Origin of the sequence: Pedobacter alluvionis, from assembly GCF_003664035.1 — a bacterium.
Taxonomy (GTDB): Bacteria; Bacteroidota; Bacteroidia; order Sphingobacteriales; family Sphingobacteriaceae; genus Pedobacter; species Pedobacter alluvionis.
The window spans coordinates 680,301-703,510 of record NZ_RCCK01000011.1; the positions used below are offsets into that span (position 1 = coordinate 680,301).

Genomic DNA, 23,210 nt, shown 5'->3' on the forward strand with positions numbered 1-23,210 from the left:
ATTGTTGTACTGACCGTTAGTTAATAACGTATAAAGGAAATGGACGATTTAGTGATATAAACAACTGTTATTAATAAACAACTAAAATGGAGAGGTCAAATTCTCCATTTTTTAGTAAGTCGCTAGCTATAAAAAATATATAAAAAGTATAATGGTATTGTATTCAATCATTGCACGACTTAAAAACTTGGCAACAAAATGATCATAATTTTTTCTATTAACAACGACTATTCGACCAGCAGGGTTATTAATTGGCTGATAAATATGAACAAAAAATTTATCAGGATTAACGAAAATACTGATGTCAAATTAATTTCTCTAAAAGAAAACGATTTTGTTATTAGTATTGATGGAAAAAGTATTAGTAGTAAAGAAATAACCAAAATCTGGTACAGGAGAGGCGATATAAATTTTTCAAAAATTTTAAGCAAAAAACTGATTAATAAATACTTAAACTCAGAAAACGAAAGTTTAACGCAATACTTCCGCTATGTATTAGACAAAAAAGCCTCAATAAATAATTTTAGAACAAGAGATATTAACAAACTGTATGTTTTAGATTTATGCAACCGATTTAACATACTGGCACCAAACTTTACGGTTACAGGAAATAAAGATATATTAACAGATTTTTACAATGAAGAAAAAAGCATCATATCTAAACCAATAGATGCTCCCTTTTCTATTTTCGATGCTGGTAATTCTATTCATTTATCATACACTTCAGAGATAACCCAGGAAGATATACAGCGATTGCCTAATGAATTTGTTCCCACATTTTTTCAACGGAATATTATAAAAGACTACGAAATAAGGTGCTTTTACCTAAATGGCAGTTTTTATGCCATGGCCATATTTTCTCAAAATAATAACAAAACCAATGTAGATTTTAGAAACTATGATTTTGCTAAACCTAATCGCGTAACTCCGTATCAATTTCCTAGGACCTACGAACGTAAAATAAAAAAAATGTTAGATGCAATAGGTCTAAATTGTGCATCGTTCGATGTAGTTTTTTCAAAAGATGACCATCAATATTATTTTTTAGATCTTAATCCCATAGGTCAGTTTGGTATGGTTTCATATCCTTGTAATTATAATTTAGAAAAAGAGATTGCTTTAAATTTATAACATGAAAAAAATAGCCCTCGAAATAAAAAAAGGAAACGCGCCTATCCATTTAAAATCTTTAATCAAAAAAGAAAAACCTGCATATCTGGTTAAAATCAGGCATTCGAAAATATTTAGCACCACTAATTTACAATTAGACTTATTTTATAAATCACCTATATGAACGGATTATTTTTAAGAAACCAATTATGCATTCCGATAAAAGGTTATAATAGGGCTATTATTTACGATATTAATAGAAAAGATTATTATTTTATAGCTAACGAGCATTATACAGTACTAAACACGAATAACTTCATCAACTTTAATAAAATTAGGGACGATAATGAAAGGGAAGAATTAATTGATTTTTTGTTGAAAGAAGAAATTATATTTAAAGTTTCTGCTAAAGATAATAAAAATCGATTTACACCTTTAAAGAGAGGTTTAGCAACACCCAATTTGCTTACAAATGCTATTGTGCATGCTAACATAAATCCAATTTTTTTCAATTTTATTGAAACCGAATACATTCAAAATCTATCGATAATTGCACCAAGCATTAATGATGATTTATTAAAGGTGTTAGAAAAAATAGATGCTTTAGAAATTGATAACGTCTATTTATATATTGAAAATTTTGATAATGAACGTTTCGAAAAAGTCCGTCAACAACTAGGCATCTATAACCTCGTTTTTTCGGTTAATTTTTTCGGTTGCAACAACACAATTGATAAGAATAAATTATATAACAATATTTATTTTAATTTTTTTGAACAACAATTTTCTGATTATAAACAGCATTTTACTATTGATAATCTTGTAGTTAATTCAGATCATTTTTTAGAATCGTATAATTATCATTCTTATTATTTTGGCAAAGTATGTATTGATGAAAATGGGAATATTAAGAATGGCTTAAATAACATAGAAAATTTTGGCAACTTAAACACGATTAGCAAAGCTGATTTTTTTAATATAATTTCTTCAGATACGTTTAGCGAATTAGGAAAAATAAACAAAAACAACACCCTTGTTTGTAGCGATTGTGAATTTAGATATATGTGTATAGATAGCCGTGTCCCTGCTAAAGGAGCAGAGAAATGGTACCATCAGGTAGAATGTTCTTACAATCCGTACCTATCTAAATGGAAGCATGAGGATGGATACATTAATTTAAGAGAATCTGGAGTTGCTGTTACAGAATCTGGAATAGCAATTGAAAAAAAGAAATTAGCTGAAAAATTTAAAAAGGTTTGGTCCATAATATGAAGTCTTTCCCGTTTTACAAACAACCTGACTCAAAAGATTGTGGGCCAACATGTTTGCGCATCATTAGCAAATTTTACGGCAAAAGCATTCCCTTGCAGCAAATCAGAGATTTTTCTGAAACCACCCGGGAGGGCAGTGGCTTGTTAGGGCTCAGCAATGCTGCAGAAACTTTGGGATTTAGGTCGCTAGGTGTTAAGATAGATTTTAATACCTTAACTACCGAAGCACCACTGCCTTGCATTGTACATTGGAATAAAAACCATTATGTAGTTGTTTATAAAATTGATAAAAGAAACAATATTTATATATCAGACCCCAGCTATGGCCTTATCAATTACAATAAAAATGAATTTATTAAAAGTTGGATTGGTGAAAATGCACACGACCAAACCGAAGAAGGCATTGTGCTTATTTTAGAAACCAGCCCTTCATTTTATAGTAACGAATTTGATGAAGAAGAAAAAAAAACAAGCTTTTCTTTTCTATCAAAGTACCTTTTCAAATATAAATCGCTTGTAGTACAACTGGCTATTGGGCTATTGGCAGGTAGTTTATTATCGCTTATTTTTCCCTTCCTTACCCAGAGTATTGTAGATATTGGCATACAAAACCAGGATCTTAACTTTATTTATCTGGTTTTATTGGCGCAGGTAATGCTTTTTTTAGGCAGTACAGGCATTGAAGTAATTAGAAGCTGGATCTTACTTCACCTATCTACCAGAATAAATATATCTATTATCTCCGATTTTTTTATTAAACTGATGAAACTTCCCATCAGTTTTTTTGATACCAGAATGACGGGAGATATCATGCAACGAATAAACGATCACCATAGAATAGAACAACTATTAACCAATTCTTCTCTCAATACCTTATTCTCACTAGTTAACCTGGTTATTTTTAGTATCGTATTGTTATTGTACGATTATCGGTTGTTTCTGGTGTATTTAACAGGTGCTATTTTATACATAGTGTGGATTACTTTTTTTCTGGGAAAAAGGAAAGAACTTGATTATAAAAGGTTCTCTCAAATCTCTCAGGAACAAAGTAAGGTAATAGAATTGATCAACGGCATGCAAGAAATAAAAATGCATAATGCCGAAAAGCAGAAGCGCTGGGGCTGGGAGTTTTTGCAGGTAAAATTGTTCAAAATTCAGATAAAGTCACTTTCGCTAGAACAATGGCAATCAGTAGGTGGCGGTTTCATCAACAGAATAAAAGATATATTAATAAGTTTTTTGGCAGCCAAACTGGTTTTAAGCGGTAATTTAACGTTGGGAATGATGCTTTCAGTTCAATATATCATCGGCCAGTTAAATAGCCCTTTACTGCAACTAATAGATTTTATTAAGCAAACCCAGGATGCCAAAATTTCTTTAGAAAGGCTGGGAGAAATTCATGATAAAGAAGATGAAGAAAGTAAGGCAGAAGAATATGTTTCAGAAATCCCGAAAAGTGATATCACACTTCACAACATTTCTTTCAGGTATACCGGTTCTGATACTTTTGTATTCGAAAATTTAACTCTAACCATCCCTTACCAAAAAACAACCGCCATTGTTGGTAGCAGTGGCAGTGGTAAAACCACCTTATTAAAATTATTAACCAAGTTTTACGAGCCTGACAAAGGCGAAATAAAAATTGGTAATACCGATATAAAAAATATTTCTCCCAGCTTTTGGCGAGACCATTGTGGCGTGGTGATGCAAGAAAGTTATGTTTTTAACGATACCATTGCCAATAACATAGCCATTGGAGAAGAAACTATTAACAAACAAAAATTGAGAAAAGCAATAGAACTTGCCAACATACAAGATTTTATAGAAAACCTGCCTTTAAGCTATAACACTAAAATTGGCAATGAAGGTCTTGGCGTAAGTGGCGGACAAAAACAAAGATTATTTATTGCAAGAGCTGTTTATAAATCGCCGGAGTACATTTTTTTTGATGAAGCTACCAGTGCGCTCGATGCCAATAATGAAAAAATTATTATTGAAAATTTAGAGCAGTTTTTTAAAGGAAAAACTGCTATTGTTATTGCCCACAGGTTATCTACAGTAAAACATGCTGATAAAATTATTGTATTGGATAAAGGCAAGGTTGCAGAAGAAGGCAACCATGCGCAATTGGTTGCAAAAAAAGGAGAATACTACAGGTTGATCAAAAACCAATTAGAGCTTGGAAACTAAGAAAGATATATTAGACAATATAGAACTACGTTCTGAAAGTGTACAGGATGTACTCTCACAACCACCTCACTGGATGTTGCGTTGGGGAAGTGTTGTTATTTTAGGTATTATAATAATGGTTTTATTAATGAGCTATTTTATAAAATATCCGGAATTTATACCTGCCCCTATTATGGTAACCTCACAAAACCCGCCTGAAAAACTGCAGGCAAGAAGCGATTCGAAAATTGAAAAAATTTTCATCAAAGATCACCAAAAAGTAAAAAAAGGCGAGGTGTTAATGGTACTGCAATCTACCGCAAACTATGACGATCTTTTAGCACTCAAAAAAATAATAGATGAGTTATCTCCTTCACAATTACTTTCATTTCCGGTTAACCAAATCTCAACATTTAAATTAGGAGAATTACAAAGTGATTATAATGCGTTTGCCAAGGCATTTCAGGACGAAAAATTATTTGCAAGGCTTAAGCCTTATGCCCCGGAAAATCTAGCCAACAACCAAAATATAGCGATATATAACAGCAGAATTATCACACTGAAAAGGCAGAAATCGTTTGAACTTGCTAAATTCGACCTTATTAAAAAAAATTTCCAGCGTACCCAACAACTTTTTAGTCAGAAAGTGATCTCTGCTTCGGAGTTCGAAAATGAAAAAATTAAACTTTTGCAGGCACAGCAAAGTTTGGAAAATATAGATATATCATTATCGCAAACAAACGAAGCTATTTCTAACCTCAATAAAACAAAAGACGGTACAACAATAAATGCCGAAAAAGACAAAATAAATTTTGCTTCTCAAACCTTGCAGCTGTTTGAGCAATTGAGAAAATCTTTAAAACAATGGGAACAAAATTATTTAATTGTTTCTTCTACAGACGGTACCGCAAGTTTTCAACAATTTTGGGGAGAAAACCAGTTTATTAAAAGAGGTGATGCTATTTTATCTATCTTACCGGGTAATAAGAAAGCGCTGGTAGGCAGAATGTCGGTACCAGCAACCAATTCTGGTAAAATTGTTATAGGCGAAAGAGTTCTAATAAAGTTAGATAACTATCGTTACCAGGAATATGGCATTGTAGAAGGAAGGGTGCATAATGTCTCTTTTGCTCCTGATGAAAAAGGGAATTACTATGTTGATGTAAGTCTTCCAAAAGGCCTAAAAACTTCTTATAACAAAAACCTTAATTTTGATAAAGAGTTAAAAGGTAATGCAGAAATTGTTACTGATGACCTAAGGCTTATCGAGAGAATTTTTAACCAGTTTAAGGCACTTCTTAAAAACCATAGTTAATAATTACCTTTAATTGTAACCGGGGAACGATTGTATCGCTAAAATACCGCACTGTCTTACATCTCTTTTCAAAAACTTGCCGGTTAAACTTATGGGCTTTCAATCGGTTCTTGGGATGTACTTTCAAAAATAAGTCCTCCGCTACCTGCACAACTTCTTTTACGAAATCTATTACCCAATAGGCTACTTTGACCCACATCTAAATACTCTGCCATTAAAATCTGCCCCAGTTACAAGATATATTGAAAAAAAAATGTCACAAAAAAGCGCCCTGATAAATCGGGGCGCTTTAATATATGTGTTAAAAAAACAGACTAGTAAAGTGTAAACTCTACACGACGGTTTTGCTGACGGCCTTTTGCTGTTTTATTGGTAGCAATTGGTTGGCCCATACCGTAACCTGTAGCTTCAATACGTGATGCATTTGCACCTTGAGAAACTAAGTAAGCTTTTACAGATTCTGCTCTATCTTTCGATAAACGCAAGTTTAATTCTTTTGAACCTGTATTATCTGTATGACCAGCTAATTTTAAACTGAAATTTTTCTGGATTAACAATGCTGCAACTCTGTTTAATGAAGTATAAGATTTAGAACGAATGGTTGCTTTACCTAAATCGAACTCTAAGTTTTTAATCGCTTCGTTAACAACTTTACGATCTTCTTCTGTTACGATTACTTTTTCTACGACTTTTTCAGGAGTTTTTAACGGGCAACCAGCACCATCAACAACAGTTCCTGCTGGTGTATCCGGGCATTTATCTAATTTATCTGCAACACCATCACCATCTGTATCTTTCAGGATGTCGTTCATTTCTGAACGTAGTTTTGCATTCTCAGCTTTTTGAGCATTCAAATCAGATTTTAAACCATCTGCAGTTTGTCTTGCTTTTAATGCTTCATCATAAGTTAAAGCTACCGGATTATGGAAAGCCAATTGTTTTCCGCTACCTAAAGCAAATTCTAAACCAGCATAAGCATAGTTGTATTTATCATTACCGCCTCTGTAGTAACCGTCTAAGTTGTCGCCATCAAGGAATGTAATTGTCCATCCTAAATCGAAGTTAACCGCATCAGAGATTTTAAACTTAGCACCTAAACCTACAGGAATAATCAATTCATTGATGTTTTTATCACCTGCATATAAAAAAGTACTACCTGCTGTGGTAATAGTAGGCTTATAACCTGCAATACCAGCACCGGCAGAAGCATAAAGTTGTAAAGCATTCTCTTTTTTAAACATATCGATATTGAACATGTTTACTACAGCATTTAAACTTCCTGAATAAGACAATTGAGTATCGAAAGCTTTTACAGGAGAGTCGTTTACCATACCATTTTCATAAGGCTCGGTATTATCGCCTTTTAATTTACCACGAACTCCATCTAAGCGAAGAGAGAAATAAGGTGTAAATTGTTTTTTAATGTAAAGGCCATAACCGAAACCTGATTTGTTATTACTGAAATCATTTTTTCCACCCAATGGTGATAATGGTGTAAGTACACCGGCGTTTACGCCGACAGACCAGGTTCTGAAAGTTGTTGTTGAAGTTGCAGGGCTTTCTTGAGCTGAGGCAACCGACCCAATTAATAAACCAGCGAGTGCAACTGGTAGGGTTTTGAATAATTGTAGTTTCATAATTTTCTGTATAACGTTGGATAGCGTCTCTCAGTCTTTACAATAGCCATACCAAAAATACAATTGGTTAAAAATACTTATCAACTTTTCAACACTAATTACCTATGAAGCAAACATGTAGAGATAAAAAAATCGTTAGCACAGTAAGCAAACCGCTAAAAGCGGCTCATTTTATGGATTTCTATAAAAAACTTAAGTTTCAAAATCTGTTTCAACAGCCATTTTACAGATCAATACTGATTTCGGATTTTAAAAGCAGTTCTGAATAACAGATAATATTTATAAATCGCTCCTTCTGGTCGATTATCATCTGATGTTGTAACTACCTTATTATATATCAATTGATATCACCGGCAAATTTCCATCTGGCACTAAAATTTTCTGGTAATTGCTGGTTGGTTAACAAGGCCCTTACCATTTCTACGGGCATATTATTTTCGTGCAATATGCGATTATGAAACTCAATATTGGTCATTTTATCGCTTTCTACCAATTCTTTGTGCAATGCCCTAAATTGTAATCCGCCTAACATGTATCCAATTTGATACAACGGCCCATACCCACCGGTAAAAGATCTGCGTACTTCTGCCGATGCATTGGCACGCTCAAAACCTACACGATCTACTAAAAAGTCAATACACTGCTGAGGTGTCCATTTACCTAAATGGTAATTCATGGAAAAAATAATACGCGCACAACGGTGCATGCGCCAAAAAAGCATTCCAATTTTATCCTCAGGAGATTTTGCAAAATCCTGGTCCCACAGCAACATCTCCCAGTACAGCGACCAGCCTTCCGTCCAGAAAGGAGTACCAAATACTTTGCGATAAGGCTTGTAGCGGCTTTGCATAAAATATTGAAGGTTGTGGCCCGGAATAAGTTCATGAAAAACTACGGCTCTGGAAAAATGCCTGTTATTACCGCGCAGGGTCATCATTTTCGCATCTTCGCTCATGTCTTCTGTCGGATAAGCAATTAATACGGATTCGCCACCCAGAAAAAACGGTGCAAATAATTGTTCCTTCGGACTTAACATGCGCATGCGCCAGCCTTCTTTGGCCAGGGGAGGAATGGCGATGAGTTTATTTTTTTCTACAAAATTGATGGCTTCATTGGCTAGTTCATAAACAAGTTCAGGCTGTTTACCTAACTCAGGGTAATCGGTTTTGACTTTTTCCAATGCTTTTTTCCAATCGTTACCAAAGCCCATTGATTGTGAGGCTTTAAGCATTTCGGCATCACACCAAGCAAATTCCCTCATCGCAATAGCCTTAATCTGCTCAGGTGTATAGGCAATCATCTCATCATTTAAGCTGCTTAATAAGGCTGTTCTTCCTATCGGATTACCAATAATACCACTTCCATCATCCTTGGCACTTGAGGGTTTAGCTATTTTATCCAGTACAACAGCATATTCCTTTAATGCATCTACTACATCCGGATAAACTGCTTTTGTGGCTTTGGTAAATTGCGGATCGTAACCATCATAAAATTTATAAGCTTCAGTAAATACAGCCAGGTATTGATTCACAGTTTGCTGCGCCCAGGAAGCCTGTACCGGTGTCACAATCAAATCTTTATTTTTTACTGCCTTTGTTGTTTTCTGAATAGCCTCTTTCAGTTGTTCAAACTGTTGTTGGATCATTTTACCGTCTTGTTGTGTACCAATCCTTCGTTTTGCCTCAAAATCTAATACTATTTTGGCAAAAGGTAAAGTAAAAATATTGCTTTTAAATTCGGCGTATTGCTGTTGCAAAATGGCCGAATCTGATTTGATATCGCGTTTAAGCAAAATATAATCTACCCTTTCGTTTACGGTTAGCTTTTTAAAAGGCAACGCCCTTAACTGTTTTTTCCATTCGGAATAAAAGCTTTCCATCCGCGTAAAGTATTCATCCGATCGCTTGAGCGCATATTTACGGTTAAGCATGGTCCCGTCTGATTGGTATTGATTAATCAGTGGACTTACCAGGCTGGCTTCATTAGTTTGAGCGCGTGATTGTACCGCAACGGTCAGAAACAAAAATAGAGAAAATAGTTTGCGCATAGCGATCTGGTTATTTTGAATTGGTTGATGCAATATAACTAAACCACTAAGCATTGCTGCAGGGCAACTATGTAACTTATTTAAAGATATTAGACTAAATTAACTTAGGCAGATCATACATTTGTTACGCTAAAATGGCTACCAGCCAATAGCTTTATCATCCCCTCTGGGGTCGGCACCACCCTGATAGTTATCCCATTTTGTCCTTAAAATGGCATCAACCCTGCCAATTGGGCCTCTTTGCAAGATTTTATAACCTTTTGCTTTTAATTTTTCTATTGATAAGCTATCGATAGCATCTTTTTCTATATACACCTCATCCGGTAGCCATTGATGATGAAACTTTTTAGCAGCCACAGCAGATTGCATAGACATATCGAAATCGATTACATTAATAATGGTTTGAAATACGGAAGTGATAATGGTTGATCCGCCTGGCGTACCCACCACCATAAATAGTTTTCCATCTTTCTCTACAATGCTCGGCGTCATAGAGCTCAACATTCGTTTATTGGGCGCAATGGCATTTGCTTCTCCCCCTACTAAGCCATACATATTGGGTGCACCAGGTTTAACAGAAAAATCATCCATTTCGTTATTCAATAAAAACCCAGCCCCTTTTACAGCAACTAACGATCCGTAAGAACCATTTAAAGTAGTGGTAATGGAAACGGCATTTCCATCGCGGTCTACAATGGAGAAATGTGTGGTTTCTTCGTGCTCTGCTCCTTTTATTTCGCCGGCCAAAACAGCACTGCTTGGTGTTGCCGCTGCCCAGCTAAAGTTTGCCATACGGTTTTTGTTATAGTCGGCGCTCAACATTTGTTGTTGTGGAACCGCATAAAAATCAGGATCGCCTAAATGTGTCGCCCGATCGGCATACACTCTTCTTTCAGCTTCTACCATTATCTGTACGGTTGAATCGGCATTGTGCCCCCATTTTTTTAAAGGATAAGGCTCTACAGATTGGAGCAATTGGATCAGGGCTATACCTCCACTCGAAGTAGGCGGCATAGTAATAATTTTATAACCTCTATAATTCCCTGTAATGGGTTTGCGCCAGGTAGCGTGATAATTTTTTAAATCTTCTTTTGTTATGAGTCCTTTGCCGCGCTTCATTTCTGCCACAAGCGAATCGGCCACAGCGCCTTCATAAAAACCTACCCTGCCTTTTTCCTGGATCTGTTTTAGGGTATTACCCAATTCCTGTTGAATCAGAAGATCATTTTCCTGCCAAGTTTTTTCTAAATTTACAAAGGCCGTTCCATCAGGATTAAAATCCATAAATGTTCTATGCAAACTATTCAATTCACCAGCCTGCCGTTTGGTTATTTTAAAACCGTTTTGCGCCAGGTCTATTGCTGGCTGCAACACTTGTGCCCAGGAAAGCTTTCCATATTTCTTGTGTGCCTCCACCATACCATCTACTGATCCTGGTACGCCCGCCGCTAAATGACCATAAAGGCTTTTATCAATAATTGGATTGCCGGCCGAATCGAGATACATATCTCTGCTGGCTGCTGCGGCTGCTTTTTCTCTAAAATCTAAGGCACTTATTTCGCCGTTTGCACCGCGATACACCATAAAACCGCCCCCACCAATATTCCCCGCGTTTGGGTAAACAACAGCAAGAGCGAACTGAACAGCAACAGCTGCATCAACTGCATTTCCTCCCTTTTTTAAAATAGCTATCCCCACTTGCGATGCTTCCGGATGGGCAGAAACCACCATTCCATTTTTATATTCACCACTATTGTTTTTGCCCAATTGCCCGGTTACACAACCAGCCAGTAACAGCACAACACTTAGGTATATTAACGGTCTTTTAAAGTTATTGAGGGGCCTTATAGCTTTCCGCATCCTTATATATTTTTTCGATTACCTCATTGTTTTTCTCGGTAATTACTTTTCTTTTCAAACTTAATTTTGGGGTAAGCTCACCACCATCTATGCTCCACTCTTTAGGTAACAGTGCAAATCTTTTCACCTGCTCCCATTTACCAAAACCTACATTCGCAGCTTCAATAACCTCGTTATATTTAGTGAGTACCTGTTCGTTTTTAATAATCTCTTCATTCGACGTAAAGGTAATACCTTTTCTGCCTGCCCAGGTTTTTAAGGTTTCGAAATTTGGAACAATGAGTGCAGAAGGGAATTTTCTGTTTTCACCCAAAACCATAATCTGTTCGATAAAAATTGATTCTTTATATTTATTCTCCAGCATTTGTGGAGCAACATATTTACCGCCTGCTGTTTTAAACATTTCTTTTTTACGGTCGGTGATTTTTAAAAAGCGACCATCAACCAATTCTCCAATATCTCCGGTATGGAACCATCCCTCTTTATCTATCGCTTCATCAGTTAAATCAGGACGGTTGTAATAACCTTTCATTACCTGATGTCCTCTGGTTAAAACTTCTCCATCTGGTGCTATTTTAACTTCCACACCTTTAATTACTTCACCAACGGTGCCAAACATGGTTCCGCCTAAATGGTTAACCGTTATTACTGGTGAGGTTTCGGTTAGTCCATAGCCTTCAAAAACAGGCATACCAGCCGCCCAGAAGATTCTGGCTAAACGCGGATTTAGTGCTGCCCCGCCCGATACGATCACTACAATTTCGCCGCCCAATGCTTCCTGCCATTTTTTGAAAACCAGCTTACGGGCAATCCCCAATTTAAAATTATACCAGGCACCCGCATCAATGGTATATTTTTCTGCTAAAGCTACCGACCAGAAGAAAATTCCTTTTTTAATTCCTGTTAATGCTTTACCCTTTTCCATTATCTTATCATACACTTTTTCAAGAAGCCTTGGAACGGTAGAGAACACATTGGGTTTTACATGCTGAATATCGGCTACGATAGTTTCCATACTTTCGGCATAATAAATTCCTGTATAATTGAACAGATATAAATAAATGATCATCCGCTCGAAAATGTGCGATAAAGGCAGAAAACTTAAACCTTTTTTAACGCCTTCTGGAATAACCACAGCCGAGTTTACAAAATTTGCGACTAAGTTATTGTGTGTTAACATTACTCCTTTAGGTGTTCCTGTTGTACCAGAAGTATAAATTAAGGTTAAAACATCTTCGGGTGTTACTTTTGCGCGATATTCTTCCAAATCAATATCCGTACTCGCTTTGCCCAGTTCAATTAACGTATTCCAGTTTTCGGCTTCCGCAATTTCGTTAAAGCTATAAATTTTAATATCCGGGTTTATGGCATCGGCACAAGGTTTGATTTTTTTATACAATTCTTCATCAGCTACAAAAATAATGGAGATTTCTGCATCTTTTAAGATAAACTGAATATCGTGCTCGGCTAAAGTTGGATATAAAGGAATCTGATAAGCCCCGATCTGGTTGGCTGCAAAATCGGCAATATTCCACTCAGGCCGGTTATGCGACATTACCGCAACCCTACCGCCTTTGCCTATACCCAGTTTAATTAATCCACGGCTTAGGTTATCTACAGCGGTACAAAAATCGACTGTACTATAATTTATCCATTTTCCGTTAATTTTTCCGCTGATGAATTCCTGCTTAGGATTTTCGAGGCTGTATTTCAAAAGATCAAAAACCCGTTTAATTTCTGCCGCCATATCAATTGTATATTATTTGGTTAAGTTAAAAAAATCAAACATAAAGATTGCTACCTATTATGCCTTTTTAATGAAAATAACACCTCGTAGTTATTAAAACGCTGTATTTACTTTCTGTTAAAATATTTTAATAAACTTAGCGATTACAAAATTACTATGCAAGCATTGTTTTTATTCAACTGAATTTTTACCTAAAAAATATAATCGGCATTAAAGTTGCTAGGATATATACTTTAATTTAATAAAAAAGTACTATGAAAAAATTATTTACAATTTTAGGATGCATTGCATTATTTGCATTAACAACAACTAACGTTAAAGCGCAGAATTACAAAAACGCAATTGGTGGTCGTTTTGGAAGTTACAACGGTGTTTCTTTTAAAACTGGCCTGAACAAAGGCGCAATGTTGGAGCTAATTGGTAATTTCAGGAGCTCTGGTGGTGTTAATTACGTTCAGTTAACTGGTTTATATGAAGTTTATAACCCAATTAAAGGCGCTGAGGGATTAAATTGGTACTATGGTGGTGGTGCAAGTGTAGGTTCAATGAAAGTTAAAGGTTTTGATGGCGATGTGTATTTAGGTTTAAACGGTGTTTTAGGTTTAGATTATAAATTTCAAGGCGCTCCAATTAACTTATCATTAGATTGGATTCCTACTTTAAGATTAACACCAGATACTGATTTTTACAGTGGTGATGTGGGCTTAGGTGTTCGTTTTACTTTCTAAACATTAGAAAAAACCAAAAAAAACCGCTAAGAAACTTCTCTTAGCGGTTTTTTTACGTAAAACTTTTAACGCTGGAAGATTTGTTTAGGTTTTATTACCTTCCAGGCTAGCGCATGGCGCTGAGCGCTCAAAGACTAAAGCTGAAAGTCCAAAGACTAAAGCAAAAGTATAAAGGCATAAAAAATCCCGTAAGAAATTAATCTTACGGGATTTTTTGTGCCTTGACTATAGACCCAAAACTGAGGACTTAAGACTACGGACTAAATACCCGTCCATTTTTTTAATACCGCTTTTTGAGCTGGAGTTGCATTTTCGTTTACTGTGGCTTTTAAACGCACACTAGGATTTTCTTTCAAGGTTAAAGAAATTTCCTTCTCTAATCCATCGCGTCTAACCTTAACTTTCAATATATCGCCAATATTCTTTTTACCTACCAATGGGATTGCATCTAAAGAAATCATCGGACTTTTTAGCCTTACCGTTGCTAGTGCGTCACCTAGTGAGGTATCATCTAAACTGAGTACCACATCATTTACGTTTAACCCGCTGATCCAGGCGGCTGAATTTCTTGTAGTAGATGTAATCATCAAACCATCATTGGTCAACTGGCCAGCAGCACCTGTAACCGGTTTACCTGGAGTTGCATTTTCGGTCGATACTTCTACACCCGCATAACCGAAGTATTTTACATATTCCACATCGTCTACCCCATTCACATATTTTGCCCAGAAATTGGCAAAGCTAATTCCAGCTATTTTCTCAACCATTGCTTTAAACTCTGCATCGGTATAACCGCGTTTTAAAGTTTTGCATTGCAGGTACATGGCTTTCATTACATCATCTAAGCTTTTAGCACCTTTGGTGGCGTTGATGATTTCGAGATCCATTAAAATGCCAATCACTTCACCTTTATTGTAATAAGAGATTGAATTGTTTTTGGAGTTCTCGTTCGGGCGATAGCCAATAATCCATGCGTCATAGCTAGACGAAGCTGCCGATTGGTACTTGGCACCCGGAGTATTTAAAACCGTACCTACGCCACCAGCTAAATCCTTCAAAAATTCGTCCAAGTCGGTAAAACCGGCACGGTGCATATATTTATTCTCGTAATAAGAGGTAAAACCTTCGGCAACCCAAAGATTGGTGGTGTAATTTTCGTTATCGTAATCGAACGGGCCTAAAGCGACAGGGCGCAAACGTTTCACATTCCATAAGTGATGGTACTCGTGTGCAACCAAACTTAAAAAGCCTTTATATCCTTCAGCAGTATTGTAAGCATTTCTTGTAGCACCTAAAGTGGTAGAGTTTAAATGTTCTAAACCACCACCACCTTTTAAGAAATTATGAACGATAAAGAGGTAATATTTATTAGGGTTTTCGCCATAAACTGCAGTTTCTTTTTCAACAATTTTGGCCATATCTACTTTCAACTTCTCTTTATCATAATTACCGCCACCATACATGGCTACTTCGTGACGAACGCCCGCGGCAGTAAATTCGAAAACATCCTGGTTACCCACTTCAATAGGGCTATCGTAAAGAATATCAAAATCGGTAGCTTTATAAGTAAACTGCTCACCGGCAACCGGAGTTAAACCAGTAGAAACTTTGCTCCAGGTATTAAAAGGAATAATTTTTACCGTACTTGGCGATTTGATCATACCATCAGGATGCATAAAAATCCCTGTTGGGGATAAGAAAGCGTGAGATTCGTCGATAAATGGTGTACGCACTGAAATTTCAAATGCATAAACACGGTAATTGATCTGGATTTTAGCCGCTTTGGCTGAAAAAATCCTCCAGGTATTTTTCCTTACCTTTTCAACCTTAACGGCTTTACCTGCTGCAGTAGCCTTAAATTCTTCTACACTTTTTTCAAACTCGCGAACCAGATATGAACCTGGCGTCCAAACGGGCATTTTTACATCTACATAATCTTTTATCAGTCCAGAAATATTCATCTGCACCTCTGCATAATGTGCCTGCGGCTCTTTAAAAGAAACCTCAAAGCCTATTTTTACCTGCGCCTTCGCTGCCATAATACACGTTAGTAGTAAAACTAAACTTAAAATTGATTTTTTATTAAACATATTCACTGTGTTTTGCTGCAAATTTATATTTATTGATGAGGATTTAATATAAAATAGCTAAATGTGGTGTAAAATAGTTGTTTCCGTCCGTATTGCGTTAGGTGTTCGGCGATTGGCGGAAAATGGCGAGAACTTAACCTGGAACATCATCAAACCCCAACTTATTGATTTAGACTTATTATCTTGCATCCAAACTATGGATTTCCGACTTCAGACTTCGAACTAAATCGGTAACATCCTTAATACAACAAATTTAGGACTAAACTATTTGAATATTTTTACGCTCTAATTCTAAACATTAATTTCATTTTAATGTTGGGATACGCACAACACAAATCATAAACATGAAGAAAAGATATATTATCTATGCTGTTTTAGCTATAGGCCTGGCTTATCTGGTATATTACAGAATTAACGCAAACAAAAAACTCGAAGGAAAAGGCGGGGCATCTGCAGGAGCTGGAAAAGGTAAAGACGGTGGTAAAGGAGGTGCTTCTGCGCCATTAGTAGTTGACGGAATCATCGTAAAACCGGTATCTTTTGACAACGATTTGGAAGTAACGGGCGCCATTGACGCAAACGAGTCTGTTGTATTGAAAAGTGAAGTATCCGGATTGGTTACAGGCATCTATTTTCAAGAAGGTACAACAGTATCGAAAGGAAGTGTATTGGTAAAAGTAAACGACAGAGATATCCAGGCACAATTACAGGATGCGCTGACCAAACAAAAACTTTCGGGCACAAACGAGAACCGGGCAAAACAACTGTTAGCAAAAGGAGCAATCAGTCAGGAAGAATACGACACCTCACTTGCAGATTTAAAATCGTTGCAGGCACAAGCACAATTAATCAGGGCACAACTGGCAAAAACCACTATCCGGGCACCTTTTACAGGCCGTATTGGTTTACGCAGTATTTCTGCAGGAACTTATTTAACACCAGCCACCGTAATTGCCAATTTGGTGAGCACCAACCCGGTTAAAATTACCTTTTCTGTTCCGGAGAAATATGCTGGGCAGATTAAAGTAAATTCTGAAATCATATTTACTACCGATGGTTCTTCCAAAGAAAATAAAGGAAAAGTTTATGCGATAGAGCCAGGGATTAATGCCGCTACGAGAACATTACAAATCAGGGCATTGGCACCAAATGCAGACAATGCTTTGTTACCCGGTTCTTTTGCTAAAATTAAACTGGCTTTAAGTACGGTGCAGAATGCCATATTAATTCCTAATGAAGCTGTTGTGCCGGTTTTAAAAGGTAAGATTGTTTATATCCAAAAGGATGGTAAAGCAAAGGAAGTTAAGGTAGAAGCAGGTACCCGTACCGATGAAAATATTGTGATTACATCAGGATTAAAAGCTGGCGACACGGTGCTGACCACCGGATCAATGGCCTTGAAGAAAGATGCTCCTGTAAAAGTTCAGTTGGTTAAACAATAATTATGAGTATCTCAACCACGAGTATAAAAAGGCCGGTTCTGGCCATTGTGATGAACTTATTGATTGTCCTATTCGGGATAATCGGCTATACCTTTTTGGGTGTACGCGAGTATCCATCTATTGATCCAACCGTAGTTTCAGTAAGAACCTCTTATCCTGGGGCCAACTCCGATATTATCGAATCGCAAATTACCGAACCTTTAGAAAAATCGATCAATTCGATTGATGGAATCAGAAATATTTCTTCATCGAGTAACCAGGGGGCGAGTAATATTACCATAGAGTTTAACCTTGATAAAAATATCGAAGAGGCCGCGAATGATGTGCGTGATAAAGTATCGCAAGCCTCCAGAACTTTACCTAAAGATATTGACGGTTTACCGGTAGTAAGTAAGGCTGATGCTAATTCTGATCCGATTTTATCGATGACGATCCAGAGCGATAAACGCAATACACTGGAGTTAAGCGATTTTGCTGAAAACGTAATTGCCGACCGTATCCAAACCATTCCGGGGGTAAGTAGCGTACAAATCCAGGGGCAGAGGAAATATGCCATGCGGATCTGGATGGATCCGAATAAACTAAGTGCTTACGGCTTAACCTCGCAAGATATTGTTACCGCATTAGACAATGAAAATGTAGAACTCCCATCAGGAAAAATTACCGGAGCCACTACTGAACTAACGGTTAAGACCTTAGGAAAACTAACAAACGAAAGTCAGTTTAACAACTTAATCTTAAAAGCCGACAGCAATCAGGTAGTTAAATTAAAAGATGTAGGTTATGCAGTTTTAGGGCCAGAAAACGAAGAAACCATTCTCCGTGAATCGGGCAGACCGATGGTGGCCATTGCCATTATCCCGCAGCCGGGAGCTAACTACCTCGATATCAGTAAAGAATTTTACAAACGTTTTGATAAGTTAAAAGCTGATATGCCTAAAGACATTAAACTGCAGGTTGCATTAGATAATACCTTGTTTATTAAACGTTCGGTAACCGAAGTGGCAGAAACTATTGGTCTGTCGCTGGTACTGGTAATCCTGATCATTTACCTGTTTTTTAGGGACTGGGCCATTGCTTTCAGGCCGTTAATCGATATACCGGTGTCGCTCGTTTTCACTTTCTTCATCATGTATGCCTTTGGCTTCTCCATAAACGTATTGAGTTTACTGGCCATTGTACTGGCTACAGGCCTGGTGGTAGATGATGGTATTGTGGTTACCGAAAATATCTTTAAAAAGGTTGAAGAGGGCATGTCGCCTTTCGAGGCTGCCATTAAAGGATCTAATGAAATCTTTTTTGCGGTAATTTCGATTTCCATTACCCTAGCAGCCGTATTTTTACCGGTAATATTCTTACAGGGATTTGTTGGCCGTTTATTCAGGGAATTTGGTGTGGTAATCGGTGCAGCAGTACTGATCTCTGCTTTTGTATCGCTAACCTTAACACCGATGTTAAATGCCTACCTGATGAAAAAAGGCGGACATAAACCATCCAGGTTTTACAATTGGACAGAGCCTTATTTTGTGAAATTAAATGATGCCTACGAATCGAATCTGAATAAATTTTTAGATAAAAGATGGCTTTCCGTTCCGATTATTTTGGTGTGTATGGGCTTAATTTTCTTATTCTGGAAGATTTTACCAAAAGAGACTGCCCCTTACGACGATAGAAGTGCAATAAACATCAGCGCAACTACCCCAGAGGGCGCATCTTTTACCTATACGGATAAGTTTATTATGAAACTGAACCAATTGGTTCTCGATTCTGTTCCCGAGAAAAAAGTAAATATTACGATTACTTCACCAAGTTTCGGCGGTTCGGGTGCTGTAAACTCGGGTTTTGTGAGGATGGGTTTAACCGATCCGGAAGAACGTGAACGTTCGCAAAAAGATATTGCAGATATGCTTACCAGGGTGACTAAAAAATATACCGAAGGTAAAACCATTGTTAACCAGCAGCCTACCATTTCAGTTGGGCGCCGCGGTGGATTACCCATTAGTTACATCATCCAGGCACAAAATTTTGAAAAGCTACGCGAGAAAATCCCGTTGTTTATGGATGCAGTAGCCAAAGACCCTACATTTACCGTTTCGGATGTGAACCTGAAATTTAACAAACCCGAAATTAACCTAACCATAGACCGGGATAAGGCTAAGAATTTAGGAGTTTCGATCTCTGCCATCGCCCAAACCTTAAATCTGGGTTTAAGCGGGCAAAGGTTCTCGTACTTTTTTATGAACGGGAAACAATACCAGGTAATTGGTCAGTTTGATCGGGGCGACAGGAAAGACCCATTGGACTTAAGCTCAGTTTATGTACGTAATGATAAAGGCGAACTCGTTCAGCTCGACAACGTGGTTACTGCTAAAGAAGAAAGTAGTCCGCCACAACTGTACAGGAACAACCGTTTTATCGCAGCAACTGTTTCGGCAGGTTTAGCACCTGGAAAAAGTATTGGCGAGGGTATAGATGCAATGGATGCCATTTCTAAAAAAGTACTGGACGAGACTTTCTCTACGGATTTAAGTGGAGAATCGCGAGATTTCAAAGAAAGTTCATCAAATACTTTCTTCGCATTCGGTTTAGCCCTGCTATTGGTTTATTTAATCCTTTCGGCACAGTTTGAAAGTTTTAAAGATCCGATTATCATTATTTTAACGGTACCAATGGCCGTTGCCGGTGCATTTTTATCACTGTGGCTCTGCGGACAAAGCTGGAATATTTTCAGCCAGATCGGAACCATTATGTTAATTGGCCTGGTAACTAAAAATGGTATTTTAATTGTCGAATTTGCCAACCAGTTGAAAGAAAAGGGTACTCCTATACCAGAAGCCATCCGTGAAGCTGCTGTTTCGCGTTTACGCCCAATTTTAATGACCAGTTTGGCCATTGCCATTGGTGCTTTACCTATTGCCTTAGCTTTAGGTGCCGCTGCAAAAAGCAGGATGAGTATGGGAACCGTAATTGTGGGTGGAACATTGTTCTCGCTGGTATTAACTTTATTTGTGATCCCAGCCATTTACTCTTATTGGGCAAAGCCATACAAACCAAACAAAGAATTAAAAGAAGCCCATCGTTTTGAACAAGAAGCTTTACACACAGAAGAATAAGATGAGCAAGAAATTAAAAATATTGATCCTGTTGTTAAGCCTATCGCTTTCGGGCTTCGCACAAGAGCAACTGAGCTTACAAGAGGCCATCACCATTGCCTTACAGAATAATTACGACATCAAAATCAGCAAAAACCAGATCGATATTGCAAAGAACAACGCCAATATTGGTAATGCGGGAATGTTGCCCAATTTAACCGGAAGTTATACCAATGGCGGAAGTATCCAAAACACCCGTCAAACACCTGCAACAGGCCCTGACCGGGTAATTACAGGTGCAAAAAGTACCAATAACAGCTATGGTGCTGATTTAAACTGGACCATTTTTGATGGTTTTAGCATGTTTGCCAATTATGACCGTTTGAAAGAACTGCAAAAGCAGGGCGAATTAAACTCCCGCTTAACCATTTTAACCACCGTTGCCGATGTAATTAACGCATATTATGATGTGGTGAGGCAACAACAACTGGTTATTGCTGCTGATAGTGCTATGGATGTTTCGGTATTACGCACCAGTATTGCCAAAACAAAATTACAGCTTGGCCGTGGTTCTAAACTGGATGTATTAACCGCACAGGTTGATTACAATACGGATACTTCAAATTACCTGCAAACCAAAAATGCTTTACAGGTAGCTAAAATTCGTTTAAACCAGTTAATGGTTCGTGATATTGGAACAACATTCTCTGTAGAGCCTAATATAGATGTAGATAAAGGCATTTTATATAGTAAAATGGCCGAAATGGCCGGGCAGCAGAACCCAAATGTGCAAAATGCGTTTATTAATCAACGTATTGCTTCCTTAAACTTAAAATCTATCCGTGGGGCTCGTTACCCGTCAGTTAGCCTAAACTCTGGTTACAGCAGGGCAAATAGTACCAGTCCGACTGGTTTTAACCAAAAATTTGCTGCTAATGGATTTACTTATGGCGTAACGGCAAGTATCAACTTATTTAATGGTTTTTTACAAAGGCAAAATGAGCGAAATGCCAGGATAGATATTGAAAACTCGAGCTTAACCTTAAGCAAAACCAAACTCGATGTAAACTCGCAATTGCTTACGGCTTATCAAAATTACAGCACTTACCTGGATCTGATTAAATTAGAGCAGCGAAACGTGGATATTGCAAAAGAAAACCTTGATATCACGCTGGCAAAATACCGGTTGGGCAGCATCGCTCCTTTAGAGCTAAGAGAAGCACAACGTAATGCCATCGATGCGCAAAACCGTTTCATCGAAATGCAGTATCAGGCAAAAATTGCCGAAACGAACTTAAAAGCAATTAGTGGAAATATAGATTTATCTAAATAGTTCATTTGTTCAATAGTCATTTGTTCATTAGTTATTCCTGGCTCCGTAATTGCGAAAGTCGCGCAGGCACGCATTTAAGCAATCTTTTAAAAGAGAATCCTAATTAAATTGGCATATTGATAGTATAATTTTTGCAATTAACTAAACAATTCGTTAAATTTATTACTGTTATCTATCGCCTAATGGAAAACAGTCTGATCAATACACTTCAAATGCATTTTGCATTATTGCAGAACCAACCTTTAACCGGGGGTATTGTTGCAAAAAACCTACGCATTACCGATAACGGGAGTGGTGAACTGAGCCTGTATGGCGATTTTACCATTACCTTAAAAGTATTGGACCTAACCACAAATGGTGCACCCAACTTAAATAGTTTAATGACCTTTACGCAACAAGTAATTTCGAATAAGTTACGGGGAGGTGGGTATAAAAGTGGGGTAATAATACATAAGTATAATTCTCTTCAAAAAAAATTCGACCGAACTAAGACTTGGACTTATTCAATCCGTTACAATTTTAATATCACAGTAAATGTAACACAGATTAACATGTTAAGCCAGTTAAAAGGTAATGATTTTGTATTGGCAGTTGTAGATAGCATAGGATATCAACATACGGATCAATATGGTAGACGACAAAGTTCAGCAGGACTTACCCAAGGCGATGGCGGACCAGCAACAGTTAGTTATAGTGAATGGCAAAAAAATAAATACTTTGGTGTTCACGAATTTTTTCATACGCTAGGCTTAGATGATATTGAAGATAGCAGTAAAAAGAATAGATTAATGTACCATCTAGGTGATAATGCTGGGCAGATTGTATCTGATACAGAAAGGGGTAACATGCTGAATTTTCTTATGACAAACATTGGGGATATAACTCAAAAAAATTACGCAAACATAAACCTCAATACAGTTACCCGATTAAGAACATTTTTAAATAATTCAACAAATGGTTTCAAATACAATAAAGCTAAGTTTAGGTAGTTTATTGGTCTTATTATTTTTCAATTGCAAAAATGCAGAGAAGAGGGATAAAAATGTGATCAAAATATCTACGGATACTTGTAGATATTACAGATATGATGCCGGCCAAATTATTTCTAATCTGGGTTGTAAGAACTGTCACCTATCACTTAACATTGAAAAAATTGACGATAGAGGTTCAACTACATTTAGAGGCTTAGCAGCTATGGATAGCTTAAAGCTAATTGACTATGCCTTTACCAAAAAACATAAAGGATGGTACAGCAAAAGTGGTACTCTTAAAAGTGCAAAAATGGATACTTTGAGTAAATGCGAAATAAAAGGTGTTATACGTTACATTAAAGATTTTGGCAGAGATATCCCAGTGGCAGCACAATAAT

The 23,210-nt window shown here is 37.1% G+C and carries 15 protein-coding genes; 10 read left to right on the top strand and 5 right to left on the bottom strand.

The features are described from left to right. Positions 1–198: 198 nt before the first annotated feature. From gwsG to BCL90_RS10655, 4 genes are all read left to right on the top strand, one after another. A complete protein-coding gene (gene gwsG, locus BCL90_RS10640; RefSeq protein WP_121283954.1) occupies positions 199–1,131 on the top strand; it encodes a grasp-with-spasm system ATP-grasp peptide maturase in 933 nt (310 codons plus the stop codon). Positions 1,132–1,290: 159 nt separating this feature from the next. Then, a complete protein-coding gene (locus BCL90_RS10645) occupies positions 1,291–2,382 on the top strand; it encodes a hypothetical protein (protein WP_121283955.1) in 1,092 nt (363 codons plus the stop codon). Then, positions 2,379–4,571 (top strand): peptidase domain-containing ABC transporter, encoded by a 2,193-nt coding sequence (locus BCL90_RS10650; RefSeq protein ID WP_121283956.1) that lies wholly within the window; start codon positions 2,379–2,381, stop codon positions 4,569–4,571. The genes BCL90_RS10645 and BCL90_RS10650 overlap by 4 nt, the downstream gene beginning before the upstream one ends. Continuing rightward, positions 4,561–5,865, top strand: coding sequence for an HlyD family secretion protein (locus BCL90_RS10655; RefSeq protein WP_121283957.1), 1,305 nt, complete (start codon positions 4,561–4,563; stop codon positions 5,863–5,865). Before BCL90_RS10650 ends, BCL90_RS10655 begins: the two co-directional genes overlap by 11 nt. Positions 5,866–6,179: 314 nt before the next feature. Here the strand turns inward: BCL90_RS10655 and BCL90_RS10665 are convergent, their stop codons facing one another. The 4 genes from BCL90_RS10665 to BCL90_RS10680 form a co-directional block, all read right to left on the bottom strand. Beyond that, positions 6,180–7,502: an OmpA family protein gene (locus BCL90_RS10665; RefSeq protein WP_121283959.1), complete on the bottom strand. Its 1,323-nt coding sequence runs from the start codon at positions 7,500–7,502 to the stop codon at positions 6,180–6,182. Positions 7,503–7,839: 337 nt separating this feature from the next. After that, complete coding sequence (locus tag BCL90_RS10670; RefSeq protein WP_121284600.1) at positions 7,840–9,549, bottom strand: DUF885 family protein; 1,710 nt, start codon at positions 9,547–9,549, stop codon at positions 7,840–7,842. Between the two features lie 138 nt (positions 9,550–9,687). Further along, positions 9,688–11,409 carry a gamma-glutamyltransferase gene (gene ggt / locus BCL90_RS10675; protein WP_121283960.1) on the bottom strand — a complete coding sequence of 574 codons (1,722 nt, stop codon included), beginning with the start codon at positions 11,407–11,409 and terminating at the stop codon, positions 9,688–9,690. Next, the gene (locus BCL90_RS10680; RefSeq protein WP_121283961.1) at positions 11,381–13,156 is read right to left on the bottom strand and encodes an AMP-dependent synthetase/ligase; all 1,776 of its coding nucleotides are present in this window, start codon (positions 13,154–13,156) and stop codon (positions 11,381–11,383) included. The genes ggt and BCL90_RS10680 overlap by 29 nt, the downstream gene beginning before the upstream one ends. A gap of 254 nt (positions 13,157–13,410) precedes the next feature. On the opposite strand from BCL90_RS10680, the gene BCL90_RS10685 reads away from it, so the two are divergent. Continuing rightward, complete coding sequence (locus tag BCL90_RS10685) at positions 13,411–13,884, top strand: hypothetical protein (RefSeq protein ID WP_121283962.1); 474 nt, start codon at positions 13,411–13,413, stop codon at positions 13,882–13,884. Positions 13,885–14,144: 260 nt separating this feature from the next. Here the strand turns inward: BCL90_RS10685 and BCL90_RS10690 are convergent, their stop codons facing one another. Next, complete coding sequence (locus BCL90_RS10690) at positions 14,145–15,974, bottom strand: M61 family metallopeptidase (RefSeq protein ID WP_121283963.1); 1,830 nt, start codon at positions 15,972–15,974, stop codon at positions 14,145–14,147. 344 nt (positions 15,975–16,318) lie between these two features. On the opposite strand from BCL90_RS10690, the gene BCL90_RS10695 reads away from it, so the two are divergent. The 5 genes from BCL90_RS10695 (at position 16,319) to BCL90_RS10715 (ending at position 23,209) form a co-directional block, all read left to right on the top strand. After that, the gene (locus tag BCL90_RS10695; protein ID WP_121283964.1) at positions 16,319–17,416 is read left to right on the top strand and encodes an efflux RND transporter periplasmic adaptor subunit; all 1,098 of its coding nucleotides are present in this window, start codon (positions 16,319–16,321) and stop codon (positions 17,414–17,416) included. A 2-nt stretch (positions 17,417–17,418) separates the two neighbouring features. Then, positions 17,419–20,529 carry an efflux RND transporter permease subunit gene (locus BCL90_RS10700; protein ID WP_121283965.1) on the top strand — a complete coding sequence of 1,037 codons (3,111 nt, stop codon included), beginning with the start codon at positions 17,419–17,421 and terminating at the stop codon, positions 20,527–20,529. Between the two features lies 1 nt (position 20,530). Further along, entirely contained in the window at positions 20,531–21,841 is a 1,311-nt protein-coding gene (locus tag BCL90_RS10705; protein WP_121283966.1) for a TolC family protein, read from the top strand. 182 nt (positions 21,842–22,023) lie between these two features. Beyond that, positions 22,024–22,830 (top strand): hypothetical protein, encoded by an 807-nt coding sequence (locus BCL90_RS10710; protein WP_121283967.1) that lies wholly within the window; start codon positions 22,024–22,026, stop codon positions 22,828–22,830. After that, positions 22,796–23,209 carry a hypothetical protein gene (locus BCL90_RS10715; RefSeq protein WP_121283968.1) on the top strand — a complete coding sequence of 138 codons (414 nt, stop codon included), beginning with the start codon at positions 22,796–22,798 and terminating at the stop codon, positions 23,207–23,209. Before BCL90_RS10710 ends, BCL90_RS10715 begins: the two co-directional genes overlap by 35 nt. Position 23,210 lies beyond the last annotated feature (1 nt).

Coding starts and splice junctions, on each gene's coding strand:
- BCL90_RS10710 (WP_121283967.1), top strand. CDS start 22,024: ATGGAAAACAGTCTGATCAATACACTTCAAATGCATTTTGCATTATTG.
- BCL90_RS10680 (WP_121283961.1), bottom strand. CDS start 13,156: ATGGCGGCAGAAATTAAACGGGTTTTTGATCTTTTGAAATACAGCCTC.
- BCL90_RS10715 (WP_121283968.1), top strand. CDS start 22,796: ATGGTTTCAAATACAATAAAGCTAAGTTTAGGTAGTTTATTGGTCTTA.
- BCL90_RS10705 (WP_121283966.1), top strand. CDS start 20,531: ATGAGCAAGAAATTAAAAATATTGATCCTGTTGTTAAGCCTATCGCTT.
- gwsG (WP_121283954.1), top strand. CDS start 199: ATGATCATAATTTTTTCTATTAACAACGACTATTCGACCAGCAGGGTT.
- BCL90_RS10645 (WP_121283955.1), top strand. CDS start 1,291: ATGAACGGATTATTTTTAAGAAACCAATTATGCATTCCGATAAAAGGT.
- BCL90_RS10695 (WP_121283964.1), top strand. CDS start 16,319: ATGAAGAAAAGATATATTATCTATGCTGTTTTAGCTATAGGCCTGGCT.
- BCL90_RS10665 (WP_121283959.1), bottom strand. CDS start 7,502: ATGAAACTACAATTATTCAAAACCCTACCAGTTGCACTCGCTGGTTTA.
- BCL90_RS10700 (WP_121283965.1), top strand. CDS start 17,419: ATGAGTATCTCAACCACGAGTATAAAAAGGCCGGTTCTGGCCATTGTG.
- BCL90_RS10690 (WP_121283963.1), bottom strand. CDS start 15,974: ATGTTTAATAAAAAATCAATTTTAAGTTTAGTTTTACTACTAACGTGT.
- BCL90_RS10685 (WP_121283962.1), top strand. CDS start 13,411: ATGAAAAAATTATTTACAATTTTAGGATGCATTGCATTATTTGCATTA.
- BCL90_RS10670 (WP_121284600.1), bottom strand. CDS start 9,549: ATGCGCAAACTATTTTCTCTATTTTTGTTTCTGACCGTTGCGGTACAA.
- BCL90_RS10650 (WP_121283956.1), top strand. CDS start 2,379: ATGAAGTCTTTCCCGTTTTACAAACAACCTGACTCAAAAGATTGTGGG.
- ggt (WP_121283960.1), bottom strand. CDS start 11,409: ATGCGGAAAGCTATAAGGCCCCTCAATAACTTTAAAAGACCGTTAATA.